This is a genomic window from Chryseobacterium formosum (assembly GCF_026460885.1).
In the GTDB taxonomy this organism is placed as follows: domain Bacteria; phylum Bacteroidota; class Bacteroidia; order Flavobacteriales; family Weeksellaceae; genus Chryseobacterium; species Chryseobacterium formosus.
On the sequence record NZ_JAOVZW010000011.1, the window covers coordinates 30,903 to 53,413 of the forward strand.

The 22,511-nt window shown below is 33.1% G+C and carries 20 protein-coding genes and 12 tRNA genes; 2 read left to right on the forward strand and 30 right to left on the reverse strand.

Annotated elements, in window-relative coordinates; all coding sequences use genetic code 11:
- The first annotated feature begins 439 nt into the window (after window positions 1–439).
- Window positions 440–886 (forward strand): VOC family protein, encoded by a 447-nt coding sequence (locus OF897_RS09795; protein ID WP_267265517.1) that lies wholly within the window; start codon window positions 440–442, stop codon window positions 884–886.
- A gap of 289 nt (window positions 887–1,175) precedes the next feature.
- Here OF897_RS09795 and OF897_RS09800 read toward each other — a convergent pair whose 3' ends face one another.
- The 24 genes from OF897_RS09800 to OF897_RS09915 form a co-directional block, all read right to left on the reverse strand.
- On the reverse strand, window positions 1,176–2,273 hold the full coding sequence (locus OF897_RS09800) for a slipin family protein (RefSeq protein ID WP_267265518.1): 1,098 nt from the start codon (window positions 2,271–2,273) through the stop codon (window positions 1,176–1,178).
- A gap of 370 nt (window positions 2,274–2,643) precedes the next feature.
- Window positions 2,644–2,721: transfer RNA gene (locus OF897_RS09805), tRNA-Lys, on the reverse strand.
- Window positions 2,722–2,969: 248 nt separating this feature from the next.
- Window positions 2,970–3,323 (reverse strand): hypothetical protein, encoded by a 354-nt coding sequence (locus tag OF897_RS09810; protein WP_267265519.1) that lies wholly within the window; start codon window positions 3,321–3,323, stop codon window positions 2,970–2,972.
- 92 nt (window positions 3,324–3,415) lie between these two features.
- Complete coding sequence (locus OF897_RS09815) at window positions 3,416–3,964, reverse strand: 3'-5' exonuclease (RefSeq protein ID WP_267265520.1); 549 nt, start codon at window positions 3,962–3,964, stop codon at window positions 3,416–3,418.
- Between the two features lie 27 nt (window positions 3,965–3,991).
- The gene (locus tag OF897_RS09820) at window positions 3,992–4,537 is read right to left on the reverse strand and encodes a 3'-5' exonuclease (RefSeq protein ID WP_267265521.1); all 546 of its coding nucleotides are present in this window, start codon (window positions 4,535–4,537) and stop codon (window positions 3,992–3,994) included.
- A gap of 186 nt (window positions 4,538–4,723) precedes the next feature.
- Window positions 4,724–5,287: a metallophosphoesterase gene (locus OF897_RS09825; RefSeq protein WP_267265522.1), complete on the reverse strand. Its 564-nt coding sequence runs from the start codon at window positions 5,285–5,287 to the stop codon at window positions 4,724–4,726.
- Window positions 5,288–5,409: 122 nt separating this feature from the next.
- Window positions 5,410–6,279, reverse strand: coding sequence for a nucleoside hydrolase (locus OF897_RS09830; RefSeq protein WP_323809042.1), 870 nt, complete (start codon window positions 6,277–6,279; stop codon window positions 5,410–5,412).
- Between the two features lie 44 nt (window positions 6,280–6,323).
- Complete coding sequence (locus OF897_RS09835) at window positions 6,324–7,268, reverse strand: MBL fold metallo-hydrolase (protein ID WP_267265523.1); 945 nt, start codon at window positions 7,266–7,268, stop codon at window positions 6,324–6,326.
- Between the two features lie 190 nt (window positions 7,269–7,458).
- A complete protein-coding gene (locus OF897_RS09840; protein WP_267265524.1) occupies window positions 7,459–8,472 on the reverse strand; it encodes an RNA ligase, Rnl2 family in 1,014 nt (337 codons plus the stop codon).
- A gap of 4 nt (window positions 8,473–8,476) precedes the next feature.
- A complete protein-coding gene (locus OF897_RS09845; protein ID WP_267265525.1) occupies window positions 8,477–9,040 on the reverse strand; it encodes a DinB family protein in 564 nt (187 codons plus the stop codon).
- The gene (locus tag OF897_RS09850; protein ID WP_267265526.1) at window positions 9,040–9,411 is read right to left on the reverse strand and encodes a cyclic-phosphate processing receiver domain-containing protein; all 372 of its coding nucleotides are present in this window, start codon (window positions 9,409–9,411) and stop codon (window positions 9,040–9,042) included. Before OF897_RS09850 ends, OF897_RS09845 begins: the two co-directional genes overlap by 1 nt.
- 4 nt (window positions 9,412–9,415) lie before the next feature.
- The gene (locus tag OF897_RS09855) at window positions 9,416–10,228 is read right to left on the reverse strand and encodes an ATP-grasp domain-containing protein (RefSeq protein WP_267265527.1); all 813 of its coding nucleotides are present in this window, start codon (window positions 10,226–10,228) and stop codon (window positions 9,416–9,418) included.
- Between the two features lie 94 nt (window positions 10,229–10,322).
- Window positions 10,323–10,808: a ribonuclease H-like YkuK family protein gene (locus OF897_RS09860; protein ID WP_267265528.1), complete on the reverse strand. Its 486-nt coding sequence runs from the start codon at window positions 10,806–10,808 to the stop codon at window positions 10,323–10,325.
- Between the two features lie 97 nt (window positions 10,809–10,905).
- Window positions 10,906–10,976 (reverse strand) — tRNA-Trp (locus OF897_RS09865).
- Window positions 10,977–10,984: 8 nt separating this feature from the next.
- Window positions 10,985–11,057, reverse strand: a tRNA-Gln gene (locus OF897_RS09870).
- 92 nt (window positions 11,058–11,149) lie between these two features.
- Window positions 11,150–11,222, reverse strand: a tRNA-Phe gene (locus OF897_RS09875).
- An 89-nt stretch (window positions 11,223–11,311) separates the two neighbouring features.
- A tRNA-Leu gene (locus OF897_RS09880) sits at window positions 11,312–11,385 on the reverse strand.
- A gap of 289 nt (window positions 11,386–11,674) precedes the next feature.
- Window positions 11,675–11,747: transfer RNA gene (locus OF897_RS09885), tRNA-Glu, on the reverse strand.
- A 175-nt stretch (window positions 11,748–11,922) separates the two neighbouring features.
- Window positions 11,923–12,006 (reverse strand) — tRNA-Tyr (locus OF897_RS09890).
- A 481-nt stretch (window positions 12,007–12,487) separates the two neighbouring features.
- Window positions 12,488–12,560, reverse strand: a tRNA-Arg gene (locus OF897_RS09895).
- A 5-nt stretch (window positions 12,561–12,565) separates the two neighbouring features.
- Window positions 12,566–12,637: transfer RNA gene (locus OF897_RS09900), tRNA-Glu, on the reverse strand.
- A 6-nt stretch (window positions 12,638–12,643) separates the two neighbouring features.
- Window positions 12,644–12,715, reverse strand: a tRNA-Pro gene (locus tag OF897_RS09905).
- 69 nt (window positions 12,716–12,784) lie between these two features.
- Window positions 12,785–12,858, reverse strand: a tRNA-Arg gene (locus tag OF897_RS09910).
- A 7-nt stretch (window positions 12,859–12,865) separates the two neighbouring features.
- A tRNA-His gene (locus tag OF897_RS09915) sits at window positions 12,866–12,933 on the reverse strand.
- Between the two features lie 840 nt (window positions 12,934–13,773).
- Here OF897_RS09915 and OF897_RS09920 point away from each other — a divergent pair.
- The gene (locus tag OF897_RS09920) at window positions 13,774–14,352 is read left to right on the forward strand and encodes a 2'-5' RNA ligase family protein (RefSeq protein WP_267265529.1); all 579 of its coding nucleotides are present in this window, start codon (window positions 13,774–13,776) and stop codon (window positions 14,350–14,352) included.
- 57 nt (window positions 14,353–14,409) lie between these two features.
- Here OF897_RS09920 and OF897_RS09925 read toward each other — a convergent pair whose 3' ends face one another.
- Genes OF897_RS09925 through OF897_RS09950 form a run of 6 tightly spaced genes read right to left on the reverse strand, consistent with a single transcriptional unit; the run spans window position 14,410 to window position 22,502 of the window.
- Window positions 14,410–15,576, reverse strand: coding sequence for a WG repeat-containing protein (locus OF897_RS09925; protein ID WP_267265530.1), 1,167 nt, complete (start codon window positions 15,574–15,576; stop codon window positions 14,410–14,412).
- Between the two features lie 7 nt (window positions 15,577–15,583).
- Entirely contained in the window at window positions 15,584–16,603 is a 1,020-nt protein-coding gene (locus OF897_RS09930; protein WP_267265531.1) for a tetratricopeptide repeat protein, read from the reverse strand.
- A complete protein-coding gene (locus OF897_RS09935; protein WP_267265532.1) occupies window positions 16,600–18,285 on the reverse strand; it encodes an APC family permease in 1,686 nt (561 codons plus the stop codon). Before OF897_RS09935 ends, OF897_RS09930 begins: the two co-directional genes overlap by 4 nt.
- Window positions 18,269–20,662 carry a hypothetical protein gene (locus tag OF897_RS09940; protein WP_267265533.1) on the reverse strand — a complete coding sequence of 798 codons (2,394 nt, stop codon included), beginning with the start codon at window positions 20,660–20,662 and terminating at the stop codon, window positions 18,269–18,271. Before OF897_RS09940 ends, OF897_RS09935 begins: the two co-directional genes overlap by 17 nt.
- Window positions 20,653–21,396, reverse strand: a complete 744-nt coding sequence (locus OF897_RS09945) for a hypothetical protein (protein WP_267265534.1) — start codon at window positions 21,394–21,396, stop codon at window positions 20,653–20,655. The genes OF897_RS09940 and OF897_RS09945 overlap by 10 nt, the downstream gene beginning before the upstream one ends.
- Window positions 21,369–22,502 (reverse strand): AAA family ATPase, encoded by a 1,134-nt coding sequence (locus OF897_RS09950; RefSeq protein WP_267265535.1) that lies wholly within the window; start codon window positions 22,500–22,502, stop codon window positions 21,369–21,371. The genes OF897_RS09945 and OF897_RS09950 overlap by 28 nt, the downstream gene beginning before the upstream one ends.
- Window positions 22,503–22,511 lie beyond the last annotated feature (9 nt).

The window sequence follows — 22,511 nt, forward strand, 5'->3', positions numbered from 1 at the left end:
GCAAAGTAAGGATGGTATTACGCAGTCTTTTTGCGTAGTATATTTTTTTTTGTGAAAAGTTTTTATTTTTTGTTGGAAAATCGCAAAGACGCAAAGTTTTATTTTGTTATAAACTGCTTTTAAGGCGCAAGGATTTTATCTTCGATAAAATTGATTGTGTTGTAGTTGTGAGGAATAATACAATGATTTTTCAAATAAATATTCACAAAGTTTGTCATTCCGGAGGAATCTAAGTGTGGTAGGGATAAACAAGATTCCACGCTCCACTTCGTTTCGCTCTGAATGACAAACGACCGTTGAATGTTTTCGCTTTTGAATTAATTAAAACAACTATCAACCAAAATAAAATCTATCTATCATTCATTTTGCATAAAGGAATTGCTAATTGGAAGCTTTTAGAAATTCGTTGTCTAGCTTTGTGTACATTAAAATGTAAGCTATGATAAAAGGATTATATGAAACTCACGTACAGGTTAGTAATTTAGAAAACTCAATACAATTTTATACTGAAGTTTTAGGTTTGGAGTTTGCTCATCATGATGGAAACCGCCCGATTGCATTTTTATGGATTGGAAAAAATAAAGAAGCAATGCTTGGTTTGTGGGAGCAAAAGGAAAATTTACAAACTAGACATTTTGCTTTTTCTGCGGATAAAGAAGATATTCTAAATTACTCTGTTGAGTTTTTGAAAAATAAAAATTTAAAGCCTTACAACTTTTTAAAAGACGGAATTGATGAACCCATGGTTTTTGCCTGGATGCCCGCGTTGGCGATTTATTTTAATGATCCGGACGGAAATCAATTAGAATTTATCTCTATTTTGGAAGGCGATGGGAAACCTGAATTGGGTGTGATTTCTTATGAGGAATGGCTGGAAAATAAATAGAAAAAAACAAGTCTACAATGTAAACTTGTCTTTCTTCTGTAGCCTCGATGAGATTCGAACTCACATTCCCTATTGGCATTGCGGCTGTAAATACGCTTCCCTACTTCTCCTGAGATTTTCGGTGCTTCTGTAAACTCTACCCATTAGTCCGCACAGGTCTAACCGGAATATCCGCAAACTCTACGGTAAGCAATATTTTGCCGTAGGCTTTTCCTTTTAAGCTACAAGGCTGTTTGTAAAGCAGGCTTCTTTTTACAGAAACCCGCCTTTATAAAAATGGTTATTAGTTTTATTTTGCGAAGATCTCTTTCAGCTGAGAAAGAATATTACTGTTTCCGGAAACGGTGATATCTCCAATTTTGTCGGCGATTTTCTCCATATATTCCATTTCTTTCAGCTTCCAAAGGGTTTCGTTTTCTTCCATCAGTTTTGCAGTGTTTAACAAACTTCTTGTGGAAGCAGTTTCTTCACGTCTCATGATGCTGTTTGCCTGAGCTTTTTTCTCAGCAATCAAAACCTGATTCATGATTTCCTTCATTTCGCCTGTCAAAATCACGTCACGGATTCCGGCATCAGAAGCTGTTAAACCAAGGTCTTCGGCTTTGTTTCCGAGATTTTCAAGGATTTCTTTTCCTACAGAATCTTTTTTCACAAGTAATTCATCCAACGTCAAGGCTCCTACAAATTCACGCAAAGCCAATTGCATCAAAATATATAATTGCTTATCATACTCTTTATTTTCCATCAACGCTTTTTCGATGTTTTCCACCTGAAAACGTACATAAAAATTGATACGAAGCATCGCTTTATCCTTTGTCAAAAGTTCCTGACCAGCAATTTCCATTTGCTGCATACGCATATCGATGGCTTTTACTTCAACAGAAATTTCGTTGTTCCAGAAGTAGTAAGTCCCGGCTTCCAGAACTTTGGTTAATTTCCCGTCAATTAACAATAATCCTTTATATTGATTCGTCACAACAAACTTTCTGGTGAAATTTTTCAATTTCATGTTTTCCAAAATCGTTTTGGAAATTTTTTCTGTAATCTCAACTTTGGTTAAGTCTATTTTTTGAAACTCTCTGTTCAAAATTCCTTTCCAGAAGGCATATTGACCAACGTTTAATACTTCTTTGAAAATTCCGTTTTCGTACATCAAAACGATTTCGCCGTCTTTTACTTCAATTATTTCAAGTAAGCTTTTTAAATTTTCATTTTTCAATAAAAGATTTAAATCTTCACCTGTTTTAAACTGATCCTTTGTTTCAAAAATCTCTACAGATTTGTTTCCTAAAATCCAGAAGTTACCTTCTTTCAAAATATCAATCAAGTTTCTGTTTTTGAAAACCAAACCAATCTGACAAGCTTTAATTTGTACATTCTTTATCATCGTTTTATATTTTATAATGGTTATTAATTTCAATTAAAAAAGGAAAATCCGAGGTTCTTGCTTCCAAAAACGGCGGAAGGAAAGGAGTTCAGAAAAATTCTTTGAGTTGGGAACAATATTTTTAAACTTATTTCAAAAATTCTGACTTTAAATATTTCATTTAACTTCTATTATTTGCGAGCAAAAAACATCTGTCATTTATATTAAAATTTTAACTTTAGAAAATCCATCTAAGAATTATTGATTCTTTACTTAAATTTCATTTTTCAGAAAACATCTTTTCTTGCAGGCTTTTTCAAAATGTTGATTCAACAACTTAAAAAATCCCAGACTTTCCTATGGTGAATATTTTTTATGAGATATTCAAACTCGGTGATAAAATAGATTTTGAGTCTATTTTCAAACTACATTAAAAGTGTAGTGCTCTAACCAACTGAGCTACTTCACCCGAAGTGAAGACAGGATTCGAACCTGTGCTAAAAATCTATTGTTCTACCACTTGAACTATATTCCCATTTTGGAAATAGAAGGACTTGAACCTTCAACCTATAGAGCCTTGTGAAATTTTTTGGAAAATTCCTAAACCTTCAGTTCAAGCTGAACAGAACGAAATCATGTTTCTCAACAATTTCTTCTGCAATGGTGATATACAGAAACACTCAACTGGACCTGCCTGATATTTTTACAGAAATACTTTTAAAATATTTCTTTGATTATTGTATGTTCTAAACTAAAATGTAAATATGTTGAAGTACAGCAATCTGAAGTTTCGGTTGCAACTTCATGTCCATTCTTACACAGTTTATTTATTCCATTTGATCCTGAACTTCCGCAGCAACCTGAAAACCTTCTAAAATCAGAATGATCAATTAATTTTTCATCATCAAGATTGGTTAAAACGGAATTTTTGTGATCTAAATAAACAACAGCTTCTTTTTCTTCTAAAATGTCATATCCCCAATTCCATTTCAATTGAGATTCTGGAACCACATTTAAAATGTCAGTCAGTTCTACTCTACAAGATTTACATAAAAGCTGAATATTTTTCATATCGTTTAGTTTGATGATGCAAAGTAAAAACCTGATTACGCAATCATTCTGCGTAGTAAAATTAATTACTAAAATTTTTATATTTTTTTCAATCAAGCTGTCTGCAGACACCAAAAAAGAATCTTTGCGATGTTCTTCACATCATCAACTCCTCTGTGATGAGTACCTTCTAAAGGGAATTTCAGTTCTTTCAGAGCTCTGTCCATTCCTACACTTTTTCTGATTGGATGCAATTGAGCAAATAATGTTTTTACGTTAATGTGGTCATCACTCAAAGGATAATCAACATTGAATTTTCTTGTCTGTTCTTTAAGCATACTCAAATCGTAGTTTCCGTAACTTGCCCAGGTCAAATCTTCAGGACTGTATTTTTCCCTCAGAATATCCAGAGCATTTTCCAGCAAGATTCCTTCATCATCAAGCATTTCCTGCGTAATGGAAGTCAGTTTCGTACAAAACGGACTCACTTTTGAGTATTGAGGTTTTACTAAAATTCCCTCATTTTGCGAAATCTTACCGGTTTTTGCATCCATAATACAAACTCCGATTTCTATGATTTCATTTTCCTGTCCTCTCGGCGGGTGGTCATCCCAACACGTGGCTTCGAGGTCAATAATTAATATACTGTCTGTTGTTTTCACTTTTTTAAATTGTTTATTGTTAAAAATTTACTGCAAAATTTCTCTCAAAATTTTGGCAGCATTGTAAGCATCATCTGCTCCGCTGTGATGATTTCCTTCAAAATCCATATTCATAGCTTTAAGAGCCCTTTTTAAACCCATCATTTTGTAAAGTCCATTATAGGCTTTGAACTGATGCATAATGTTAAGATAATTTTCGGAAAAAGGATTTTCGATACCGAGATAATCACATTGTTCCATGATCTGTTCTCTATCAAAATTTCCAAAACCTGCCCAGGTAAGCGAAGTTGAATCATATTCATCCCTGATTTTCTCGCAGGCTTCTTCGAAATGAATTCCTTTTTCTTCTATCAGTTGTGGAGTAATTCCTGTCAGTTCTGTACAAAATTTGTTGATTTTAGACCTTTCCGGAATGACGTAAATGCTTTGTTTCTTGGAAATTGCTTTTGTTGTTTTGTTTAATTCGCAAATTCCTATTTCTATAATATCGACTTTTTGACCAACGGGAATTCTGTCGTTTTCCCAACAAGTCGCTTCTAAGTCGACGATTAATATTTGATTTGTTGTTTTCATTTTAATTATTTTATTCTACATATTTTTCATTCATCTGCATTCGGTTTTAAAAGTTGGAGGAGAAAGCGGGAAGAAATACCCAAAAGAAGAATTGCTGCTAAAGCTCTGCAAAGATAAAACCACCAGTACGCATTCTATTTACGTAGTAAAAAATAAATTTAAAAAAGCTCCCCGAAAGGAGCATTTTTAGTTTCTCGGAGCAAAAGGTGGCGTCCATTTTTTTGTTTTCATCAATTCCTTGACTTCCTCGTAAGAAATCGGATAAAAATTGTGACAATCGACTCCAACGTCAATGCTTAAAGCCATTTCATCATCGGATAAAGTTCCGTGTGAATGACCGTAGAGCTGCCAAACTCCGTGATGAGACGCATTCCAGGTACGCATTGCGTAATGAAAAAGAATGATTTTCTGCTTGCCATGAGTTGCTTCTTCATCTTCAATGGAAAGCTCATGATAATCTTTAATCCATTCGAATCTATCCGAAACCCGAAGTGCGGAATATTCGTGATTGCCTTTTATCAAATGGATTTTACCATTCAATCTCTCCAAAATATCCTTTGTAACATCCAGTTTTCCTAAACTCACATCGCCTAAATGGTAAACAATGTCATTTTCTCCGATTTTCTCGTTCCATCTTTTGATGAGTTCTTCATTCATCTCTTCCAAAGATTCAAAAGGTCTTTTGGAGAATTTTATAATATTTTCGTGACCAAAATGATGGTCTGCTGTGAAAAATATATTGGGTTTCATTTTTTCTAATTTTTAATTGTTTGTTTTTAAATTAATAAGCTTTGCTTGTTGCTTTTGATAGATAGTCAGACAAATATTGCTTTGTTAAATACATATTGCAGATTATTTAAATCGCAATTATTTTAAGGTTTAATCACCATCCACAGATCTTTCAAATCTGGAATGTGAGTTGTAATCAGTGATGAATTTTGTCCGGAATTTCCTTGCACTTCCTGAGAACCCCACTCACCACGCTTTCGGTAAGGAATAACTTCTGCCCAAATTGCTTTTGAAGGATCTATAGCCAATAACGCTGCCACAGTATCATGGAGTGCTTTTTCTTTAAGCTCCACAGCTTTAAGAAACAAGTCCAATCCTTTATTGTTATTTCGAAATGGAATCAATATTTCTGCGTCTTTTTTAGTGAAAATAGCAGCGTGACATACATTTTTACTGATCAACCGTCTTTCAGTCATTGGTATTGAGAGCAACTTTTCCGCAGCTAATGGATTTCCATTCAGGTTAAATGTCGCACAGGTAAGTTTCCCATCAAATTTTTCCAGTCGATTTTCTTTTGGAACAATATTATCCCCCGCAAAACCGCCTTGACAAAACCAACGATCAAAGAAAACTCCAGTTTCCACCAAAGCATGCGGATTTGTAAGCGCTGCTCCGGTTAATAAAGTACAATCGGGAAATTGATGAAGTGTTTCAGCCATAATACTTGCTGCAGTATCATCTGCTTCTGAGTCCTCAAATTTCCCAACCCAACTTCGGTAAAAACTCGAAACACGACTAGCCGAAGATTTTGGAGTTCCAGATCCAATGCGGACATCTTCCCTATCCAAAATTTGCAACACCCGTCTTACAAAACCTATCTGATCTTTTCCTCCCGGATGTATAGAAACGCTTGCCAGATGAACTTTCGGATGTGTTGCCAAAATAGCCAACGTCATCGAATCATCAGGATCAGCAGTTTCCATATCGAAATGAAAAGGTATTTTAAATTGCATGATTATTTTTAGTTTTTTAATTTTAGTTTGATAAATATTTTTAATTAATTTCCTCGAAACGCTTTATAAAAAGCCGTTTCTATTTCCAGTTTATCGCTTTCAACATATCTTCTTGAAAAGTGAATCGGGATTGCTTCTTTTACTTCACATTCATTCATGATTTTTCCGGATGCAGAAGCGAAACTGTGATAATTAATTTTTGCAAACTCCTGATCTTCATCTTTATAAAATGTTTCGATATAAACCATATCTGCATTTTTGAAAACCGTTTTGATTTTTTCATAATTGTCTTCACAAACGGCATGATCCATAATTACACCTAATTTATACCCTTCATTTTTAGTCAAAAAATGAAATAAATCTGAAGCTTTGTAAACTGTTTCTTCAATCTGAATTTCTTTGTCTAAATCATTGTTTTCAAAAGCTGTTTTCAATTCGCTGATCCATTTTCCTTTTTTAAATTCAGAACCGTTTTCATTAAAAGTAACTGAATCTTTTTCTTTGAATAAATAAGCGATGGAATCTGTTTTGTGATCGAGAATGGCAAAATCAACATTCACATATTCATCTTCAAAAAGGAAATTCTGAGTTTTAACAAATTCAAGATTCCAATGTGGCGGACGAATTTTATAGATATTGATTTCTTCTTTTGAAATAATCTCACGAATTTCATATTGAATTGCATTTTCATCAATTAAATTCCAAGTGTAAGATTTTAATCTTGCTTCAACTTGTTGATGAATATTTTTCGGACCGCAAATCACAATTTTCTCTCCGCTTCCAATTTGATGTCTGAAAATTCCATCGAAATTTGAAAAGTGATCAATGTGAGTATGACTGATGAATATAGCAGAAACCGACTGAACTTCTTTTACCGTCAATAAACTTGCTTCACCACAATCACATAAATAATGCTTTGCCGAATTTGGAACTTTTATTAATATGCTTATGTCTTCATTTAAAAGACTTTTTATTTCTGCCTGTAACATTTTTTATAACCACAAATTTTTTCCACCTAGTTTGTCATTCCGTAGGAATCTAAGCGTATATTTTTTTATTATTTTACAAACTTTGCTTAGATTCCTACGGAATGACAAACAGAGCGTTTAAATAATAAATCTTTTCACTTTTATGGTTTAAATTTAACACATAAAAAGTTTCGATAATAAATTACCGAAACTATACTTTCAGAGTCATCAACTCTTCTTTTACAACGTCAATGACTAAAGAATTCAACTTTTTGTTGATCCTTTTTTGCTCATCTTTTGCTATGGTTGTAAAAACTTTCGGGAAATCTTTTTCAAAATCCACTAAAATATCCTGTGAGAAAAGACCAATGACTTTTCCAATCATTTTGGGCTCAAATTCACCAATTTTGCTAACAACATTATCCAACCTGTTTACAGTTGCATACTTTTGGATTTCTTCCCAGATATCCTGAGCATTTTCACTGAAACGAACTTCTTTTTGAATTGGTCTGTCTTTCCTAACCATTTTAGATTTCTCAGTCCATTTTTCATTTTTATTTTTTAAAATGACTCTTGAGCCATTTCCAAAATATTTGGTTTTCAAAGTTTTAACGATCGTTCCTTCACACATATTATTTTTGATTTCCGGTAATCCCAACCAAGCCGGAATTTTAGAATCGAAAACATTTGGGAACTTCAAAGCCTCATCCAAAGTCCCTTGAAATAAGATTTTTGCATAGAAAAATCCGGTTTCTTTGAAAATTTGATTGACCAAATCTGTATCTAAATATGTAGTACCGTTTAACTTAATGTCGAATCCGTAAAATTCATTGTGAGGTGCATATTCAACACCTTTTTGAACTTTTATTGAAGCTTTTACGGGCTCAACTTCTTTATGTTTGTAACCGCCGCCGAACAATTCACCGTAAATAACTACGGTTTCTAAATCCGGGTAAATAGTTTTCACTTTTTCGAAGACATCAATTACGTTTTTTCTGTAATGTTCTAAAATTTGATGTGCATTGTAGAATTTTTCATCCTTCTCGATAAAAGCGGTTCTTTTTGCAATTTTAATCTCCTTTCCATCGGTAAAGAAAGAGAAATTAGCACCGTGAACCTTTTCCTGTACAATGAAAACCTCATCCCCAAAACCCTGCAACTTGATCTGATCGATCACGCGGGTTTGGTAAGCATTTTCTATAGAGTTATATGTTTTGAAAATCATTTTTTTAGTTTTTAATATTTTCTAATTCGTTATTCTTCATTTGAGTAACGTGTCTTTGCGTGTGAAGTGAAAGGAAATAAATGTACTCATATACATTGATTTTCACCAGTTCATTCACTGTCATTGTTGTTTTACAAAGAAGACCTTCGCCATTTTTCATCAAGTCTAAATAATTTAAGCATTCATGATATTGCCGAGAAATTAAATTTCTGATTTCACTTAAATTTAATTCTCCTTTCGGCTCCATGTGTTCTGGTCTGATCCAATCAAAAGCACCGTATTCACCTACTTTTTCAAATTTTTCTTTGTTGAAACTATAACATTGTATCTCAAGATTTAAATCAAGATTAAGATAATTTCGCATTGCTTTTTTTGAACCTTTTTCAATGAGAATCAACAAATAGAAGTTCGTCAAATAAATATGTTCTAAAATCTGTTGAACCGTCCAACCTCCATTTGAAGGCTGAAAATTCAACGTTCCATTATCTTTATCAAACCACCCGTCAACCTCATCAAAACTGAATTTCAAATGCCTTCTTATATCTTGAATTAATCTAAAAATGTCCATTACAATTTTTTAAAGTTATTTAAAAGGCTTTCAATATTTTCCTTTCCAACAGGATTCATTGAGTGGGAGTAGAATTTTGGTAAATCCAAATAGTTATCCATACAATATTCTACCAACCATTTTGCACAATCGTAACCTGTTTTTTCAACAAATTCCTGAGAATCTGGTTCTAAATAATGTTCATCTGCAAGGTCATGGTCAAAAGAAATCATTTCCGGAAGTCCTTTTTCCAAAATCCTGTTGACAAACTGTTCGTAATTACGAACGATATGCCAGTCTTTTCTGAGGAAAATATCTTGTCTTGTATAATGATAAGCCTCAATCGGATATCTTATATCATCCAGAAACAATAATCTTTTTGTTATTTCCATTGCTTTATTTACTTTTTACAATACTCGCCAATTCCAATTTTGCATCTTCAGGGAATCCTGAAAGACCGGGAATATCATTGTATTCCAAAATCACTTTTTCTCCGTTTTCTGTTTCCAGAACATCAATGGCAACAATATCTGCTTTGATATTTTCCTGTAACAGCTTTACTTTTTCAATCCATTCTATTTCCGGCTCGATGATTTGATATTCTTGGATTAAAGAATTGGCTTTCAAATATTTGCCTTTTCTTTTCATTGCCCAAACTTTATCATTTATAGCCAGATAACGAATGTCATATTTATAGTTAATAAATTTCTCTGTCGTCACATAATCCTGATGAATAAACAGTAAATCTTTAAGTTCTTCCCATTGTTCTTCGGTCGAAACCAAACTTTTCCCGTATCCACCGTGATGATTTCCAACTTTAACCACAAAAGGAAACTGCATTTCCAGATTTTTCAATTGAGTGATATTGGTTGCTATATTAAAATCAATAACAGGTAATCCCAATTTTTTCAATCTATTTAACATTGATAATCTTTCGTAACCCATTAATAATGTTGAAGCTGAATTCACGCAAGGAACTCCTGAATATTCAATCAATTCTAAAATATTTCTGTGTTTTGCTTCAGGGTTTACAGCTCCTAATCTCCAAAAAATCACATCCGGTTTACACACTCCATTTACATCAATCACATACAATGAAGAATCTTTCACAATAAATTCGGATGTCTGAACTTTCTTTTGAACTACATTAAATCCTGCAAAATAATCTTTCCAATATTTTTCTCCGTTAATGATTAAAATTGTTTTCATTTTTTATTTTTTGAATTGTAGTTAGAGGCTGGATGCAGGAAGTTTATATGCATTTCAAAAACTTCCTTCTTCCTACATCCTGCTTCCTTCTTTATTACACCATCATATCAGCACAATTTGAACTTGCGAATGCGTAAGGTTTTGCCTTAAACACATATCCCATTCCGAGAATATATCCCATTGCGTCTTTCAAAGCAACGTTAGATTTAAAATCAGGATCGGTGTTAATGTCTGCGTGTACCTCCATTTCCACATCATAAGTTTCCAGAATAGAGCAAATTGCATAGGCGATTTCTACGGATTTGTTGACCTCGTTCAACATTCGCTCTTTGATACTGATCTTCTGTATTTCTCTTTCTTTTCTGATAAAGGTAAACGCTCCTTTTCCCTCACGAATAAAGACAACTGCCGTAGCATAATTAATGGCATCACCATAAACGTGGGAGTCTGAACCCACACACACTTTTAGTCGGTGTCCATTTGCCTGTTCACGGATGATGGCTTCTTCTACCAACTGTGTGATAGAGTGTTGGAAAAATTTTCCGGTCATATTTTGCCATGTTTGTTGTTGCGTTTCCATTTTTTCTACATGTTTTGTTTAAATTTTTATTAATTATTATGTCAATGGTGAATCGTCAATTCGTTTTACTGTCAATTTATTGACTATTCACTTTTTGCACTCCGAACTGGACTCGAACCAATACCATCAGTTTTGGAGACTGAGATGCTACCATTACACTATCGAAGCAATTTTTGCTGATTCATCAGGACTCGAACCTGAACAACAAGAGTCAAAGTCTTGTGTGCTGACCAATTACACTATAAATCAGTTTTAATTATAATTGATAAATGATAAGCGATAATTGATTTTACTTTCTGGATTAATCATTTATCATTAATGACTTATCAACTATATTTCTGTGGAACAGACAGGAATCGAATCTGTACCTTTAGTTTTTCAGACTAACGTGCAGACCTACTACACTACTCTTCCATGTTTATGAATAATAATTGATAAGTTATAAATGATACCATTGTTGCTTTTATCATTTATCATTGATGATTTATCAATTATGCTTTTTGTACGGAAAGAGGGACTCGAACCCCCAAAACCTTGAGCCTAAATCAAGTGTGTCTACCATTTCCACCATTCCCGCAGATTTTCTATAAATGATAATTGATGAGAGATAAATGATTTAAAGCATAATGTTTTCATCAATTATAATTTATCTTTTATCATTTATAAAAATTAGGTCTGAGAAAAGCTTGTCTATATTTATAAACTATGCCTGTTATATTTTGTAAAGAACTTCTGCGCTCGACAAACTTTTCCCTTTCCATTTAAACCTATTTCTTTGTGAATTGCGAATCATCAATTTGTTTTACATTCAATTTTTAAAATTCACTTGAGCAGCAAAATTCACCATTCACTTATTCACTTTTCTGTACTCTATAAGGGAATCGAACCCTTGTTTTCTGCTCGAAAGGCAGGCGTCCTGAACCGTTAGACGAATAGAGCGTTTTACTTGAGAATTGTTAATAGTCAATTTACTTCGTAGTCAATTTTTATATTCACTTGCGCAGCAAAATTCATTATTCACATTTCACTTTTTTTGACCATCTGACCAGGAGTCGAACCTAAACAACAAGAGTATATTTCCTGCATGTTGCCATTACATTATCAGCGGTTTTTGTGGAAGTAGTAGGATTCGAACCTACTCAGCAATGAAGCAACAGATTTACAGTCTGCCCCGACTCTCCAACTTCGGCGTACTTCCCTTTTTTATAAATGATAATTGATAAGAGATAAATGATTTTCATTCTACTTCTAATCTCTAACATCTAACTTATTTTTTGTGAAGAAAAACAAAGCCTGTCTTTAATTTTTAGTTTGATATAGGAACTTCTGCGCTCGACAAACTTTTATTTTTTCTTCGGAACTAATCTCATTTAGTTATTTGAGATGGTTATGGGATTGTTCATAACCATTTTTATTTTTTTATTTGAATTCACGAATGTTTCACATTTCAAAACCCACTCAGCTCACGCAACGGTTTTGCAGACCGCCCCGACTCTTCCACTTCGGCGAACCATCAAGTTTATAAATGATCATTGATGAATGATAATCGATTTTCATTTAAATTTCAATTTCGAGTTAAGAAAAAGTCCGTCTATTGTAATTTGTGTTTTGTATAAAGAACTCCTGCTCTCGACAAACCTTTTCTTTCTCTCTTTGAAACAATTAACATTAATTAATTGTGATTTCGACAGGATTCGAACCTGTAACTTTAGGTTTAGAAAACCTATACTCTATCCGTTGAGTTACGAAATCTATTGCACTCCATAAGGGAATCGAACCCTTGTCGTTCGGTAGAAAGCCGAATGCACTAACCTCTATGCTAATGGAGCAAATTGTCTGGAAAATAGGATTCGAACCTATGACCTCCCGCGTCCAAGGCGGGTAAACAACCACCGTTATCTTTCCAGTTTTCAGATTCACTTCAAAATTCTTTTCCGAGAGACAGTCGAAGCTAAATTTTTTCCGTGAATCTTTTGTAATCCCAGAAGGACTCGAACCTTCAACCTTCGGTGTCGTAAACCGATGCTCTATCCAATTGAGCCATGAGATTTTCACATTGGGTATCTCCGGGGATCGAACCCTGTTCTCCGGTTCCACAGACCGACGCTTTACCAAATAAGCTAAAGAAACCATAAAAAAAAGCGCCTCTTTTTGGGAGGCGCTCTATATTTTGACATGTCAGTTCATTAACTGACGCATTTATATAAGCACCTTTTATCCACAAATTCACTATCAAGAATACACGCAAGTCCCATCGGCTCTTGTCCGTGTCGTCTTGAATACTGATTAGATATGTTATGTAATTGTTTCATTATATTCTTGTTGTTTAAAATTGTTTTTTGAAAAGATTAAAAACGTGTTGCTTTTAATTTTCGGTTGCAAAGTAAATGTGATTTTTTTTAACTCGCAAATTTATTTTCAATTCAACTAATTGAAAATCAATTAGTTATATTCCATTTTCAGCATAGAGAATTTCTGTCCGTAATATTTTACAGATATCTTAATTACCTAAATGACTGTCTCTCATCGGGTTACTTATCACGCTTTATTTTCTTATTAATTGTTCATTGTTGATTAAATAATTTTCACTTTTATGGTTATTTTTTTTCATTCTAAATAATTTCCGCCCTAAAAACACAAAAAACGCCCCGATCATCGAGGCGTTTCTGCAGTATTTTGATTAAATTTTTACGAGTTTACAGTAAATAATTTTCAAAGCAAGCACATTTCGCCTCATCCAAGATCATCCATTCATATCCAAACGATCCCTTTAGTACAGGGCGATCGCATAGATTTAAACTGATATGTGCTCTTTGTATTGTCATAATTATATTGGTGCAAAGATAATTTTTTTTCTCTTATTGTTGATAATTACAGATTTAAGTCACGCATTTTGATATAGAGAAGTCATACAAATATCTCTTGTATTTTTTAATTTTGTTTGAATTTTATCACTTTACACTTTATGGAATCTATGCTAAATTATTATTCAATTGTCATTCATCCTCAAGATTCTATTATTGAGCTTTTTAAAACGTACAAAGGCATATTATTTAATAAAATTGGAAGTTTTGGAAGTCGAAATTCAATTGCGCACATTACAATTTTAGAATTTGCAGCAACGGATGAAGAATTGAAATTTGTTATTGAGAAACTTATTAAAATTACTCAGAAAGAAACCTGTTTTGATGCATTGTTTGATACGGTTATGTGTTCTAGTTCGTCGAAAGCTATCTTTGTTTTGCCCGATAAAGCCGGAAATGAACATTTTAAAAAATTGCTAAAAAATATTCGACAAAAAATTAGAGGCAAGAAAAACACATCAAATGCTCATCTTACAATTGGAAGAAGACTTTCTCCTAAACAGCTAGAGAATTCAAACGAGCTTATTACTAATGTCAATTTTCATTTTCATTGTAACCAAATTGCCTTGAGAAAATTTAATGATACAACAGAGCAATATGACATCATACGAATCTTTCCTCTTTTAGAAAAATCTAATTATAATTTAGAGCAACAAGCAAGTTTTGATTTTGATATTTAGCCAATTCTCGATGAATTAGTAAACAAATTTCATTGATAATCTTTTATAGTTATTTAATCACTTAAAATAAGCGATTCCATTTTCTCCAATGAAGTGTTTTCCAGTTTTGTAGATGGCAAAAGACCAAGAATCTGATACGGGAATGCTTTTAAATTTCTTGATAGGCTCATCAAATTTTGCCTCCATATATTTATAGATCGTATTGGGAATATATAGCCCGAATTTATTATTTTTTTTCAGTAAAACTCCATCTTTATTTTGTTTGATTTCGTCGTATTGTTCACTTAAAATGATTTTCCCGTCAAGATTCAGCAAACCATATTTTCCGTCTTTTTTAGCAGCGAAAAGAATTGTATTATGATCAGCTCCAATCAAATCAAATTTTTCGTATTGTAACGGAAAAAGCTCTTTATCCAAATAAAAATCGTAGAAAGTATGAAGTCCGTTTTGCTCAACTTCACTGTATCTCTGCATAAATGAATATTCCATTCTTGTTTTATACTTCTTTCCTATCGTCTTTTTCTTCTCCTCCAAATTGGGAATTTCTTTTTCAAAAGGAAATTTATAATTGTTATTTCCATACGGTGAATAATTATCATCCTCTTCAGAAATCTTTTCTAAAAGTGTATCGTAGGTATTAATTCTTTTATCACTTGAGTTTCTTGCACTCCATTTTGCTTTGCCGTTTTCTACCCCGTCATATCCAACATATTGATAATTATTTAAAGGTAAAATGGTAGTTCCTTCGCTATTGACAATTGCTTTCTGTACTCCCTGAAGAACTTCAAAAGACAGATTATCCGTCTTTCTAACTTTATCATAAACAGGCTGAATAATTTCTCTGTTTTTGAAAAAAATGCCTTTCTTTCCTCTTTCATAAATAAAAGCAATTCGGCAGTCTTCCGAGTCTAAAACGATCGAATCATATTTATTGGTTGGAGAAATAATCTGCTGATTTTTATAGTCAATCAAAAAATATTTTCCGTTTTGTTTAACAACGAATCGAGAATCGGCAAGTTTTTTATTTTTCTTATCGAAATAATACCCGAAATCTTTTATATCAGAAAACTGAGGCTTTACAATAACTTTTCCCAATGTATCTGATAAACCATATAATTTATTGGATTCATAAGGGATCAAAGCGATATTTTTATTTTGTGAATATGTCAAAACACATTTGCATACCATCAAAAAACAGATTACAATCTGTAGATTTTTTTTCATTTTTATTTTAATTTCTAAACATTTTATTTCTCCCCGTTTTATACCTCGAAATATCCTTTAAAATCACTTCATCATGCGGATTGAAAAGTTTAAGATCATTAACGATCTCGGAACGACCGTTGATATTTTCTGCAATGATGTCGTAAGCAATATTTCTTGTTGCCTTTTGTAGCCGTTGGTCTTTTTTAAATTCGGTTTTCATGGCTTCAAGATAGATCATCTTTTTGTCGGGCGAGGTATTTTCGTATAAATATTTAATTTCATTTTCAAGTTTTCCGATTTCAGGAATATTTGAAAAATAATTATTAAGGCAATTCAGGGATTCTTTATTTTCTTTCCAGCCTTTTAAAAGAGTTTCCTGAGCTTCATTCGGCTTATCCATTTTATTTCGATATACCAAAGATGCTTTCACCATTTGATGAGTTTGTATATAATCATCGACTACCATTTGATAAAAGATAAATGCATTTTCAGGATCATTAATTTCTTTATACAAATCTCCCACTTTTTCTTTTTGCTGAAGTTCTTTATACAAAGTAATGGCTTTATCGTACTGTTTTGCTTTCACATAACAATTGGCTGCATCGGTTTTACTTTGGACTTTTCGTAAATAAACGATGGCTGCTTCACTGTAAAAACCACCTTCTTCCAAAGTTGCCGCAGCACGATAATTATCATTCAGAAGATTCATGTAGACTATGGCTGCTTTTTTATATTCGTTGTCTTCAATATGTTTTCTGGCAATATCTTCATAGATATTTTTTAACTTGTCAAAAAGTGATGTATCTATTGGTGCTCCACCGCCACTATAGATATTTTTTGTTTGTGGTTGAGGATCTTTTTCTTGATTCTGCAAAAAAACAATAACCACAACAGCAATAGCAGCAAAAAACACAAACTTGAACACCGTTTCTGTAACATTTGCCATCTCCGTTTGAGAAAATTGCGCAAAAATGGCAATCACCTTAAAAATCACAAGAACAAAAAAGGCAATCAAAAACTTTTCTAAAAACTTTTGCTTTTTCATTTTTTTCTTGGTTTTAAAATATCAACATCTTGATCAAACAAACGGTAAAGTAAAACAACCACACCAATTATCAATAAGCAAACCAGCCAATTGTAACCAAAAGTGTTAATCAGTGGATAAAAAATATAAAGCAAAGCCACTCCTAATAAAGCAATGAGAAACATTTTTATTCCGTCTGAAACATATTTTCCGCCCATGTACAATGTCTTTTTTCTGATAAAATAAAAATACACTCCTAAAATTCCGGCAAGAGCAAGCAGAAGCCAGACAATTTCCGAGAGGGTAATTTCTTTTTTCTCATCAATTTCTTTATTAACATTAAATGCTTCTTTCCCACCATTATTATTGAATACAATTTTAGGATCAATTTCATGAGAAGTACCATAAATTCTTGCCAGAGAATCTGTAATTACAATCTTTCTCATTTCCAGAATATCGTCTGCAAGAAGTGCTTTAGATTTCTCAGACATCTTATTTGAAGGATCTTTCTGAATAGAATCCAGCATTTTTTTGTAATACGTTTTTGTCTTGAGGTTGACAATATTTTCTATCTTTTTAAGATATTCTTTTTTTAGTAATTCTCTTGCCTGTCGTTCTTTCCTTCTATATTCTTCGATTTTCCATAACATTGTTGATCTTCCATCTTTGGTGCTCATACTTTGTCTGTAATCATTAATCAACCATTGTCTTTCGTTTCCAAACATGGAATCTATTTTCCTGTCGATATCTGTAAGACCAGATTCGAAAACCAGTCCTTCATCAATTTCAGGATAAGGTTTGCTGTTAAAATGACTTTGGGTAAATACATCATCATTTAAAACTTCCTTCTGTTCTTCCTGTTTTTTATCAAAATTAATAGCGAAAAGAATGATGACAACCAATGCAAAAAAGGCTACAAATATTTTTTGCGGGACTGATATTTTTCCGGGAGATTGATTTTCTTTGGAATCACTTCCATTATTTCCGCCAAAACCTCCAAACATCCCAAAATCAAAATTTCCAAAACCACCTCTCAAAGCATCGTGAATATCCAATGGAATGCCTAGATAAACAGCTCTTTCAGGATATTTAGTAATGTATTCAATATATTTTAAAATTTCATCTCTATTTCCAGCCTTTACTTTTTCCAAATCGAAAGGTAAATTTTTTATCCATTCTTCATCAGTCATGGGTTTTAAAAGCTGTTCCAATAGCTCATCATCATTCATATCCACTTTAAAGCTTCGTATTTTTTGTGGAATGAAAACTCCGTTTGACGGCTTCTTAAGTTTAGATTCGGTTTTCGGAGATTCTTCTACTATTGAAACCCAGTCGATGGTTTCATTTAATTTTACCAATCCGAAATCGGGATGCATAATAATATATCGAGCATCAATATTTTTCCAGTCTTCTGAATTTATTTTAGGATAAAAATCTGTATTTTCTGGAATAAATAATTTAGAATCAAAACATTGAAAGTAAGAATTCTTTCCAATTTCATTCGGAGCGTGACCTCCAAAAACGATGAAGCAACCATACAGAATATTGAGTTCAAGAGAAGGTATCGCAAAAGACTGTACAGAATTAAGATCAATTCCCAATGATTCTATCTCACGAAGCCATACCAAAGGTGAAGCGCTTCTGATGAGAACTCCTCTTTTGGGATAATTATTCTTCGGAAATGGTTTAATCTTCAGTTCCATATTCCAATATTTGATCTATAAATGGTTGTAAATAATCCTGGTACATATCTGCAATAGTTTTCACTTTCAGCAATGTATTATCGGGCAAATAAAATTCATATCCTCCAAATTCTGTCTCCGAAGCTAAAGCCATTCCGGTATGCGTTGAGGTCGGCATATAAAACTCCGGAATATTGGCATTAATACTGATGAAAGTAAGCATTCCACGAGAATCTGCAATAATTTCGCTTCCATCTGAAAAAGTAAATTTATTTTTATTCTGATCGGCAACTACTACAATTGGAGATTGGTTTTTATACTGCGCCATTGAACTTCCCCAAAATTTTAATTCATATTTAGAAATCACCAGATTATTATTTTCATTAATTCCAATCATGGTAAAATTGCTGGTGAATTTATAATTGTTATGATTCAGTTTTTCAAGTTCGATTTTTACTTTTTCAAAATTTTTATGAATTTCAGGATCATTTTTCATAGGATCTATCGAAACTTCACCTTCAAGATTAATCATAAAAATAGTTGGTAAGTTTTTTTGATGCAAATAAAAATATCTGTCAAAATAGACCAATTCCATATTTAACGGAATATCAAAACCCGAAACATTCAGTTCAGAATATTCTTTTGTTTCAACATTCAGTTTAGAAAGAAGATTTTTATCCTGTTGATACTGACATAAAATAAATTGTTGCTGCTTGTTTTTAGCCAAAGCAAAAACACCTCTGTCTTTTACAGAAACATTTTCAAACAAAACCTCACAACCACGAAGGATTTTGTAGAGCTCATAATAGTTTTTGTCATAATAATTATTCGAAAGATAGGTTCTCAACAATTGTTTTTTACTGCTCAGAATAAAAAATTCTCCTTCGTACATAAACTTCGCAATCTGCTGTTGCGGAATCGGGAAAAGCAATGGATAATTGAGCGGAACATCCGTTTTTTCTCCTTTAATATTTTGACTGACTGATCTTTTACTTTTTTTATGCGGAGGATCTGCCCAAAGTTCTTTCAATGGAAGTAGAATCTTTTGAATATGTTTTCTGGCTCCTAAATGATGTTTATAAAAATTCAGCTCGCCGTCTGAAGAGGTTGTTACCAAAAACTTAAGTCGGTTTCTATTTTCGTGAATGACTCTTTGCAGATTTTCATTCGTTAAATTTTCATGATTCGTAATAAAAAATACTTCGAGATCCTTTTCTGTACGTTCTTTTTTGAAAAATAAATCTAAGGTTTCAGAAACATCTAAGGTTCCGCTTACCAAATTCAAATTTTCAATCACTTCTTCCACACTATCCAATGTCATGGCAATACTAGATTGTCCCAAAGCATACACTTTACATTCGGAATGTGCTTTCGGATGTTTGATCACAGCAAGAGCAGAAGCAAACGCCAAAACTTTCGGAGTTCCCCAGTTTTTCAGGGAAGTATCAATAAGAATAATTCTTTCAAAAACATTTTCTTCAGGCGGAATTTCTCTCTGAATATAAAGTGCTTCATTATTCGCCACACGGTTCATAAAAACCTCATCTTCATTGGCATATTCAGACAAAAGCATTCTGTGAAGATCGCCTTTATTCGTAATATCCGAAACGCCACCAATCGGTTGTTCTCCCGGGGAAAGATGTTTCATCGGAATTTTAAGTCCGCTCCAGATTCTTTTAATTAAACTTCCAACCTGAAATGTTTTCGGTTCTTCAATAAGCTCCTGAATAAAATCTTTTTCAGAATCTGTTGTACGTTCTTCGGCTACTTCTTCTTTAATTTCCGGTTCATCCGTTAAACCACGCATGGCTTTTATGATAGACTCTGTTGTTGGAAATTTTTGATGAATAAATGATAATGTCTCTATATCTCTATCTATAACATCATCAGGAAGCAGAAGCTTTTCAGCAGCATCGCCAATTTTCTGAGGACTTCTGTAATAACTTTTGAGAATATATTCAGATTCATCTGCAGAAATGAGATGAACTGCATCTTTAAAAATAGTTTGGAAAAGATTGATTCTGTTTTGTCCTCTCTTCATGGAATTCCCAACTTTGCTGAGGTTTTCCAATAACTGACAAGCGTTTTTTATATCTAAATTAAAGTCACTCGTTTCTTCTGTTCTATATTTTCTTAAAAAATAAAAAATTCCATCCAGATTCAGATAACCGTCCTGAGTTGAATATACTGCCAGAAGAAAAGCTCCAAAAGGCGGAAAACCTTGTGGTTGCAGTTCTTTTAAAACCTCCATAACATACGGTCTGTAAGCAATCGCACCAACATTCGGAACAGAAATAAGATTATTCTCAAGATATCCCGAAGAATCACGAACATCCTTATCTGTGATCCATTCCCAGAAATAATTTCCGTATGATTGAAAATAACTTACTACATCCATTCTCTTGCTTTTTGAGTCAAACGGAAAGAACTTACCGAAAGCTTTCGGAAATCATCTTTATTGATTGAAAGATAGCTTCCGTCTTCGTTCCACAATAACCATTTGTCGGAATCTTTATTATATTTTTTTTGTAATAATGAGCTCAGGTTTTTAAATTCAAAATCAAATCCGCTCGGTAAAAGATGATTGTCTTTCATCCAAAATGTTTTTCCTTGGAAACTTAATAATGGTGTTCCCAGAAATAAAGCTTTATCATCTACAATCATCCAATCCAGTTTTTCCAGCTTAAATTTCGGAAGTTCAGCAATTTTATCTTTGATGTCATCAATCAAACATAACAATGCCGCTACGGGAAATTCATTTTCTCCTTTTTTAAGATGAACTTCAATTTTTTCATCAATTCCGAAAAAATTATGGTTTGATGGCGGAAAATTTAATTTTAAAACTTTATCAATTGTATTCCAAAGCAAAGCCGTTCTCACTTTCTTACTTGGAACCAATGCATTTCTTCTGAATAAAAGTCCGTTTTTTAATTCGTATAAAATAAAATTCGGAATCTGCTTTAATTCAGATGAAACGGCTTGTTCTGCTGTAAAACCTTTCAGCCAAATTGTCTCATCATCTCCGGCAATCTGAATATTTTTCCAGTCACGAATTGACCCTAAAGAATATTCATCTTTACGTGGAATTTCAGCCCAGAATTCTTTTAGGCGCTCTGAAGAATCTTCTGCCATAAGCTTTCAATTTCTTTTTGGATAAACTGTTTCTGTTCTGCATTGGTAATCCAGTCGCAACGGGTTTGAAGATATCTCAATTTATCTTTGATTACATTCTGCTCCTCAAAACTCAGTTTTCCGTTTTCCCATTGATCAATTAGTATTTTCACATCCTTCATCACCTCTTCCGGATTCGGAGTTTTATTATGTAAAGCTTGCGGATGAGATTTCGGATTTTCGTCTTTTTCGATAGTTCGATTAATAATTCCTTCTAAAATCTCAATTTGCTCTTCAGTATCCCAAATATATTTTAAAACCCATAAATCTGATAAAATCGCTTCATTTCTTCCACAAATTAAGGCACTTGCAGCAATAAGGTTCTGCATTTTTACCGCTCGACGATCAGAAATAGTAATTCCCGTATTTCGAAGACTGATAATGGTATTGAGATAGACTTCATAAATAGGTTTCAAATCAACATTTTTACACAATGCCTGAAGCTCTTTAATCTCATGAGCCAGAATTTCAGGAATTTCAGCATCTGTTGTATTTTCTAGTTTTCTTCCCGCTAAAAGAACCTGCTGAAGAAGATCGGGATGCACATAATCCACATTAATTCTCACCAAAAAACGATCGAATAATGCATTCAAAGCTTCATCTTCTGGAAGAACATTACTTGCACCCACAAACATTAATGCTGGAAGATTTTTTGTTTCTTTTCCTCTTTTGAAAATCTTTTCGTTCAGAGCCATCAAAAGGGAATTCAGAATAGCCGAGTTTGCGTTGAATATTTCATCAAGAAAAACCATCGAAGCTTCAGGCATCATCCCATCAGTATTGGTGAAAAGTTCTCCCTCTTTTAGTTTTCTAATATCGAAAGGTCCGAAAATTTCGTTTGGTTCTGTAAAACGGGTTAAAAGATATTCGAAATTCTTCCCATCTTTCACTGTTTTTGCAAGCGTTCTTACCAAAGCTGATTTTGCAGTTCCGGGAGGTCCATACAAAAAGGCATTTTCTCTTGCCAATAAACAGATTCCCAATAAATCAACCACATCATTTTTTCCGACGAAAGTAGATTTTACATAATTGAGAACAGTATTTAATTTTTCAATATTTTGAGTCATTAATTTTTG